Source organism: Nguyenibacter vanlangensis (assembly GCF_013376155.1).
Lineage (GTDB): Bacteria > Pseudomonadota > Alphaproteobacteria > Acetobacterales > Acetobacteraceae > Gluconacetobacter > Gluconacetobacter vanlangensis.
Genome location: NZ_JABXXP010000108.1, coordinates 1 through 7,315 on the forward strand (window position 1 = coordinate 1; position 7,315 = coordinate 7,315).

The window sequence follows — 7,315 nt, forward strand, 5'->3', positions numbered from 1 at the left end:
GCTGCGGGGGCAAGCGGCGCTGGCCCTGGCCCGCTGGCGCCGGCCGGGACGGCAGGCGACGATCCTGGCGGATTGCGTGCCTTGTGCTTGGGCCTTTCTTCCGGCTCCCCAGATCGGTATATCAGCAACGGAATTGCGGGCATTGGACCGGGGTTGTGCGTTATCGTCGTCCGAACCGCCTGCGCCTCATGCATCAGGAGAGACGATCATCGCCAGGAAGCCTCCGGCCGATACGGGCACCACTCGTCGCACGGCAACCAAGAAGACGTCCGGCACAGCCGGCAGAAGCGCCTCCGGCGGTACGCATGCGGTTGCCGGCGCGGTGAAGGCCCCGGGCACGCCGCGCAAGAAGGCGGCGGTCGCCGGGCCGGCCAAGGCGGTGAAGCGCGAGCCGGCGGAAACCAGCCTACTGGAGAAATACCTGTCCATCATCACCGAGAGCATCGCTGACAACAAGGGCGAGGACATCGTGGTGCTGGACCTGACCGGTCGGGCGGCGTTCGCCGACCGGATGGTGATCGCGACCGGACTCGCGGACCGCCAGATCGCGGCCATGGCCGCGCATATCGAACGCAAGCTCGGCGATGCCGGCTCGAAGCGAGTGCTGATCGAAGGCGCCAGCGGGTCGGACTGGGTGCTGATCGACGCCGGTGATATCGTCGTTCATCTGTTCAAGGCCGAGGCTCGGGCCATGTACGGGCTAGAGCGCATGTGGGGCGCCGAACTGGACGTGCCGCCGGCCGAGGGATAAGGCCCGGTCGCACATTCTGTTTCAGGCGAGGACGGAATGCGGTTGATCGCTGTCGGGCGCATGAAGGATCGTGTCGAGCACGATCTGTTCCAGCGTTATGCCGCGCGACTGACGCCGCGGCTGGATCTGGTGGAAATTGCCGAGGGCCGGGGGGCGGCGGTCGAGATCAAGCGGCGCGAGGCGCAGGGGCTGCTTGCGGCCTTGCCGGAGCGGGCGTTCGCGGTCGCGCTGGATGAAGGCGGGCGAACCCATGACAGCATGGCTTTCGCGCGCGTCGTCGAACGTTGGATGGGCTTGGCACGGCCGCTCTGCTTCGTGATCGGCGGGGCAGAGGGACTGGATGGCAGCGTGCTCGCGCGCGCGGATGACACGCTCTCCCTGGGGCCGATGACCTGGCCGCATATGCTGGTGCGGGGATTGCTAGCCGAACAGCTTTATCGCGCGCGGGCGATTGCGTCCGGCCATCCGTACCACCGGGCGGGGCGGCCCTGACCGGTCCTGTCCCGGGCCGGGGATTTGGAAATGACGCCTTTTTGCCCCAAACGATGAATATCAGCGGATGGAGCGATTCGGCGCGTCGTCGCGGAAGGCGTGGCCATAGGTCACGACCGGCAGGCTTTCCGGCGCCTCGGCCACTTCGGTCGACGTCATCGGGCGGCGAAGATCGCTGGGCGCGTCGTTGCGCGTATGCGGCACGGCACGTTCGCTGCTGGCCATCATGACGTGACCGGTCGTGTCCGGACGCGCATAGATGAAGCCATAGGTCGGATAGATGCTGCCATAGGCGCCGTTATGGCCTAACGCCACACGCACGGCCGTCCAGTCATTGTTGGGCGACACGTCGATGACCGACACATGGCGGCTGATGCCGCGCTGGGCCCAGTGGGATTGGTCGATGGTGATGGTTCGGCTGTCGACAATGTCGGTCACGACTGCGACGTGTCCCAGCGGCATGCGGCGATTGGCGCGGAAATTCAGAATGCTGCCGGATTCGGGGGCAGAGCCGCGGGCATAGACCCCGGCGGCGTTGTACCACCAATTGGCCGCATTGCCGTGCAAGGCGACGTCGGAATCGGCCTTGGCGAAAGCCACGCACTGAATCACATGGCCGCCGTCATGCCGGTGATATACCACATGATGCATGATGCTGCGATGCGCATGGTGCGCGCGATGCGTCCGGGCATCCGCCTTGGGAGAGAGGGTCAAACCGAGGGAAGCGGCCGCCAGTGATAAAAGGAAAGAACGTCCCAAACCGCCTGCCCGCATCCCGAAGAATCCCACCTGCCAAATCACTGTGCAACGAGGCGTAGCAAGGCGGTTGCAACCCTGACAAGACGTGGCCGCATTTCTGGGAGGAGACTGGTCAAATTTTATTAAAATTCACCAGCCAGTCGAAATAACTAGGAATATATTCCTTGATCTCTGATCCAGATTCCAGTTTTTGAATGAAAAATTTTGGTTCCCACGAAAAAGCCGGCCAGGAAGCCCTGGCCGGCCTTCAAATATCCGGGAATCGCAATCCGTTGCCGAAATGCGACAGATGGAATCGCGATGGAAGCGTGTCCTCCGCCGTTCTTACTACTTCGTGCAGACGATCATGATTTCGACCAGGATCTCGGGGGCGGCCATCACTGCCTGGACACATGCGCGGGCAGGCGCGCCACCCTTGGGCAGCCAGGCCGACCATACGCCGTTCATTGCGTCACGATCTTTGATGTCCTTCAGCCAGATCTGCGCCTGCAGCAGGCGCGTCTTGTCGGTGCCGTGCTGCTCCAGGGCCTCGTCGATCTGCTCCAGCACGTCATGTGTCTGGGCGACGATGTCGGCCTTTAGGTCGCGGGCGACGAAGCCCTGGGTGAACAGGAAGCCGTGATATTCGACGACCTTCGACAGGATCGCGTTCGGTTCGGTGCGGATGATCTTGCTCATGGGCCAGTTCCTCGTGATGCGACCGCGGCGGGCCGCGTGCTCCTCTTGTCCGATACCGGGATGGCGTCGGTCAACTCGAGGCGCGATTAGGATCGGGCAAAATCATCCAGTTGCTCGGCTGTGTCGAAATCCTGATGGATCGACGGATCAGCGTCGAGTGTCCTTACGCGCGTGCCCAGGGCGCGGATCAGTCCCCGCGCGCCCTGGTCACCCCGCAGGGCGATCAGTTCCGGGATCATGGCGCGATCCCACAGCGCGGGATGGCCATGCCGCCCGCCATGGACAGGGACGATGGCCGGGGCGGCGGCTTCTCGGTGACAGGCGATCAGGCGGGCGACCAAGTCGGGTTTCAGCCCTGGCATGTCGCCCAGGCAGATCAGGACGCCGGATGGCCGGTGACGTGCCGCCTCTCTCACGCCGGCGCGCAGGCTCGCCGACAGGCCATCGGCGTGATCGGCGGCGAGACAGGTCGTCACGTCCTGCTCATACGGGGCGTGTGCGGCGATGACCGCCCGAAGATCGTCCGCGCGATGGCCCAGGACGACGATGATCGGCCGGGCCGGACTGGTGCACAGGGCCCGTAGCGTGCGGACGACCATTGGAACGCCCGCCCGATCGGACGCCAGCAATTTATGACGCGCGCCGGTGCGCGTGGACCGGCCGGCGGCCAGAAGGATTGCGGCGACGGACCTGGGTCGAGTGGTCATGTCCAGCCGCGCTGATGGGCAAGCGGGGCATCGTGCCGCACGGCCACGATCTCGGCCAGGATCGACAGGGCGATCTCCGGTGCGCCGGTGGCGCCGATCGCCAGTCCGACGGGGCCGCGGATGCGGGCGGTCCGATCGGTATCGAAACCGTCTTCACGCAGGCGCATCAGCCGGGAAGCCTGGGTTTTGCGCGATCCCAGCGCGCCGATATAGAAGGCCGGGCTGTTCAGCGCGACGCGCAGGCTGGGGTCGTCGAGCTTTGCGTCATGGGTCAAGGTGACGATGGCGGTGTGGCTGTCGATGCCGATGCGCTCAAGGGCCTCGTCGGGCCAATCGACCTGCAGCGTGATCCCGGGGAAGCGTTCCGGTGTGGCAAGCTGGGCGCGCGGATCGATCACCGTAACGCCGAAGCCGGCCGCCGCGGCCAGCGGTGCCAGAACCTGGGCAATATGCACCGCGCCGACGATCAGCAGGCGGTGGGGCGGGGTCAGCAGGTGCAGGAACCAGAGGCGTCCCTCCGCGTCTCGCTGCCGCTGGCTTCGGCCGTTGCGAAAAACGGATTCCAGGCCCGGCCGCAAAATGTCGGGCGGCGGCGCGCCCGCGACGACGTGCAATCGATCGGCCGTCTTTTCGATCAGCACATGCTGCCTGTCGGTCAGGTTGGTCGTCAGGATGACCGCGCGGCGGGCACGCCGCAGGGCGGCAGCCCGCCGCGCCAAATCGAGCGGCAATGAGCCGGCTGGTCCGATCGACTCGACCAGGATATCAAGCTCCCCGCCGCAGGCCAGACCTACGGCCCAGGCCTGCTCGGACGTCACGCCATAGGACAGTAATTCGGCGCCTCCGTGCGCCATGGCCGTGGCGGCCGCATCCACCACGGCGGCCTCGACACAACCGCCGCTGACGGATCCTTCGATCCGTCCGGTGGCGCTGACGGCCATCATGCTGCCGGGCGGGCGCGGCGAACTGCCCCAGGTGGCCACGACGATCGCCAGGGCGGCCTGCTCGCCGGCTTCGGCCCAGGCAATTGCCAGATCCAGTGGGTCGAGGGGCAAGGGGTGAGGCGTCATGGGCAGCACTCTATCAGCTTGAATATAGACAGGCCATAAGGCGCGGATGGGCGGCTTGCTCGTCCGTGTCTCGGGGCGTACAGAGCAGAGCGGGCATCCATCATGTCCGAATTCCATACCCGGCCGCACGATCGGCAAGGAGGCCCCAGTGTCGTTTTCCTCGGATCTGGACGGGTTGGATCTGCTGGTCGTGCCAGTGACCGCGTTCGAGCAGAATTGCGCGATCCTGTGGGATCCGGTCAGCCGCCATGCCGTCGTGGTCGATCCCGGTGGCGATGTACCGCGCGTAATGCGTGAGCTGGAGGCACGCGATCTGACGCTGGATGCGATCCTGCTGACTCACGGCCATCTGGACCATGCGGGGGGTGCAGATGCGCTGCGCACCGCGGCGTCGCGGCGGCAGGGAGCGATGGTGCCGGTCATCGGGCCGGATGCGCGCGACGCGTTCCTGCTGTCCGGCATCGCGGCGCAGGCCGCGCATTTCGGGCTGGACGGAATGCAGGACGTTGCGGTTGACCGGTATGTGGCGGATAACGACACTTTGTCGCTTCTGGGCCGGACATTCCTGGTGCGCCATGTCCCCGGCCATACGCCCGGTCACGTCGTCTTCCATGATGCGCATGCCCGGTTCGCGTTCGTGGGCGATACGCTCTTCCGTGGTTCGGTTGGTCGAACCGATTTCCCCTACGGCGATGGGCCGCTATTGATCCGGATGATTGCCGAACGGCTGCTGCCCTTGGGGGATGACGTGACGATCCTTCCTGGCCATGGCGGCATGACCACGATCGGCCAGGAACGGCGCGGCAATCCGCTCCTGCACTGAATGCGATGCAACCGACATTATGAAGGAAAAAGCGATCATCATGGGGCATAAGCACATATTTGCCGCGATCTGCAGCCTGAGCATCATGCTGGCTGGCGGGGACGTCATCGGGATCGCACATGCGCAGGAGACGGACGACACGCCGACCAAGGCGCAGCCGGAGCTGCCGCGCGAAACCCTGACGATCACCGGCCGCGATGGGGCGAAGCATGTCTTCTCGGTGGAGTTGGCGGCCACGCCCCGGCAGCAGCGTGTCGGCGAGATGTTCAGGACATCGGTTCCGGCTGATCGCGGCATGATCTTCGTCTGGCCCTATCCGCAGCAGAGCGACATGTGGATGGAAAATACGCTGGTGCCGCTGGACATCGTCTTTATCGGCACGGATGGACGGATTTCGTCGATCAGTGAAAATGCGGTGCCGCAAAGCTTGGCGCGCATCAGCAGCCATGGGCCGGTGCGCGCGACGCTGGAATTGCAGGGTGGCCTGACCGAGAAGCTGGGGATACGCGTCGGTGACAAAGTGGAGAGCAAGGCGCTGGCGGCCAGTGCGGGCTGACACACGCCTTTGGCGGCCCTAGCGATCCGGGCGGTGTGCGTCATACACGATGACGCCCGCATCGTCAGGCGGTGGGCGCAGCCATTCGGGATGTGACAACGTGGCCCGCGTATCGCGTGCGCCGGCATCCCAATGCTCTTCCATCGAGGCCGCGGAGAATTCGAAATCCCGCGTCTGCCCTTCATAGGCCTGTTCCTGATAGATCAGGTGCAGGATGCTGATGGCGGGCAGGGCCGACACATGTCGGTACAGCGCACGATCGTCCTCGGTCCAGTCGCCTTGCGGGATACGCTCCAGCAGGGCCCGGATCTGCAGTTTCTGCCGGTGCAGCGCGCGGTAATGGTCGGTGACCAGTCGCGTGCGGGATGAATATTGGATGTCCTTGGTGCGCGCCTGCACGTCGAACATGTCGCGCGGAACCGGACCACGCGCCGAAAACAGATCGACCTGAAAGATCAGCATGCCGTCGCGTTCGACATGGTCCAGCAGATGTTGCAGCGGTGTGTTCGACACCATGCCGCCATCCCAGTAATAGTCCTTTCCGATCTGCACCATCGGCATGGCCGGCGGCAGAGCCGCGCTGGCCATGACATGGTCGATCGTCAGCCTGGTATTGGCCGTGTCAAAATAGATAAAGTTGCCGGTGCCCACATTGACTGCGCCGCAGGCCAGGCGAATGCCGGATTCGTTCAGTTGGTCGAAATCAATCAGTGATTCCAGGGTGCGGCGCAACGGGGTGCTGTCATAATAGCTGGTGGCGGCATGGATATCGCGTCCGGCCAGCCAGGGATTGCCCAGGCGCGGGCGGAAAAAGCCGGGTTGTCCCAGCGTGCTGGTCACGAACGACGACCAGGCATTATGCATCTTGCGAATCGAATCGCCCGCCGGCGTCTCGCCGATCCAGATCTTGCGCGAGGTCACGTATTCCCAGAATTGACGAAGCTTTTGTACGCGCTGTTCGGGCGGATTGCCGGCAATCAGTGCGGCATTGATGCTGCCGATCGAAACCCCGGCGATCCAGTCGGGCTCCAGTCCCGCTTCATGCAACTGCTGATAAACTCCGGCCTGGTAGGCGCCCAGGGCGCCCCCCCCCTGCAGGACCAGTCCGACCGGTCCTTGCCGTGCGGCGTTCCGGCGGGCGGGATGGGGCGGGAAATTGGTGGGCATGATGCGCTGCGTCCCTGGGGTATGGGCGCAATGCCCGGCGGCCGTCGCGGCGAGGATAGAGCGGTCGAGGGGTGAATCAAGGATTCGCGCGGAGCCCTCGGGATGGCGATCGCTCCCGTGAATTTTTTATGTCGGCAAAAAGCGCGGTTTTCCCTCGGTTCGTCGAGGGAGGAGCGGTTTTTTGTCATTTTTGCCAGGGCGGTCAGTTGACGGTGATGAGTGTGTTGTGTAGATCGCTGTTCACCGCTGGTTGGGGTTTTGGAGCCTTGACGGAGTGGCTAGGTTTTTGCTAGTGTCTTTGGCCCTGCCGGG

Annotated in this window: 9 protein-coding genes; 4 read left to right on the forward strand and 5 right to left on the reverse strand. The window is 64.6% G+C overall.

The window, feature by feature from the left end; all coding sequences use genetic code 11:
* The first annotated feature begins 322 nt into the window (after positions 1-322).
* Positions 323-751 carry a ribosome silencing factor gene (gene rsfS, locus HUK84_RS07780; protein ID WP_317135257.1) on the forward strand — a complete coding sequence of 143 codons (429 nt, stop codon included), beginning with the start codon at positions 323-325 and terminating at the stop codon, positions 749-751.
* A 36-nt stretch (positions 752-787) separates the two neighbouring features.
* A complete protein-coding gene (locus HUK84_RS07785) occupies positions 788-1,243 on the forward strand; it encodes a 23S rRNA (pseudouridine(1915)-N(3))-methyltransferase RlmH (protein WP_176639779.1) in 456 nt (151 codons plus the stop codon).
* 60 nt (positions 1,244-1,303) lie between these two features.
* Here HUK84_RS07785 and HUK84_RS07790 read toward each other — a convergent pair whose 3' ends face one another.
* The 4 genes from HUK84_RS07790 to HUK84_RS07805 form a co-directional block, all read right to left on the reverse strand.
* A complete protein-coding gene (locus HUK84_RS07790; protein ID WP_176639786.1) occupies positions 1,304-2,017 on the reverse strand; it encodes a CHAP domain-containing protein in 714 nt (237 codons plus the stop codon).
* A gap of 312 nt (positions 2,018-2,329) precedes the next feature.
* Complete coding sequence (locus HUK84_RS07795; protein WP_176639780.1) at positions 2,330-2,680, reverse strand: RidA family protein; 351 nt, start codon at positions 2,678-2,680, stop codon at positions 2,330-2,332.
* Between the two features lie 86 nt (positions 2,681-2,766).
* Positions 2,767-3,387, reverse strand: coding sequence for a nucleotidyltransferase family protein (locus tag HUK84_RS07800; RefSeq protein WP_176639781.1), 621 nt, complete (start codon positions 3,385-3,387; stop codon positions 2,767-2,769).
* A complete protein-coding gene (locus tag HUK84_RS07805; RefSeq protein WP_176639782.1) occupies positions 3,384-4,457 on the reverse strand; it encodes an XdhC family protein in 1,074 nt (357 codons plus the stop codon). The genes HUK84_RS07800 and HUK84_RS07805 overlap by 4 nt, the downstream gene beginning before the upstream one ends.
* 148 nt (positions 4,458-4,605) lie before the next feature.
* Between HUK84_RS07805 and HUK84_RS07810 the strand changes: the two genes are divergently transcribed.
* Positions 4,606-5,280, forward strand: a complete 675-nt coding sequence (locus tag HUK84_RS07810) for an MBL fold metallo-hydrolase (RefSeq protein ID WP_317135256.1) — start codon at positions 4,606-4,608, stop codon at positions 5,278-5,280.
* Positions 5,281-5,365: 85 nt separating this feature from the next.
* A complete protein-coding gene (locus HUK84_RS07815; RefSeq protein WP_246285519.1) occupies positions 5,366-5,836 on the forward strand; it encodes a DUF192 domain-containing protein in 471 nt (156 codons plus the stop codon).
* An 18-nt stretch (positions 5,837-5,854) separates the two neighbouring features.
* Here the strand turns inward: HUK84_RS07815 and HUK84_RS07820 are convergent, their stop codons facing one another.
* The gene (locus tag HUK84_RS07820) at positions 5,855-7,003 is read right to left on the reverse strand and encodes a patatin-like phospholipase family protein (protein WP_176639784.1); all 1,149 of its coding nucleotides are present in this window, start codon (positions 7,001-7,003) and stop codon (positions 5,855-5,857) included.
* Positions 7,004-7,315 lie beyond the last annotated feature (312 nt).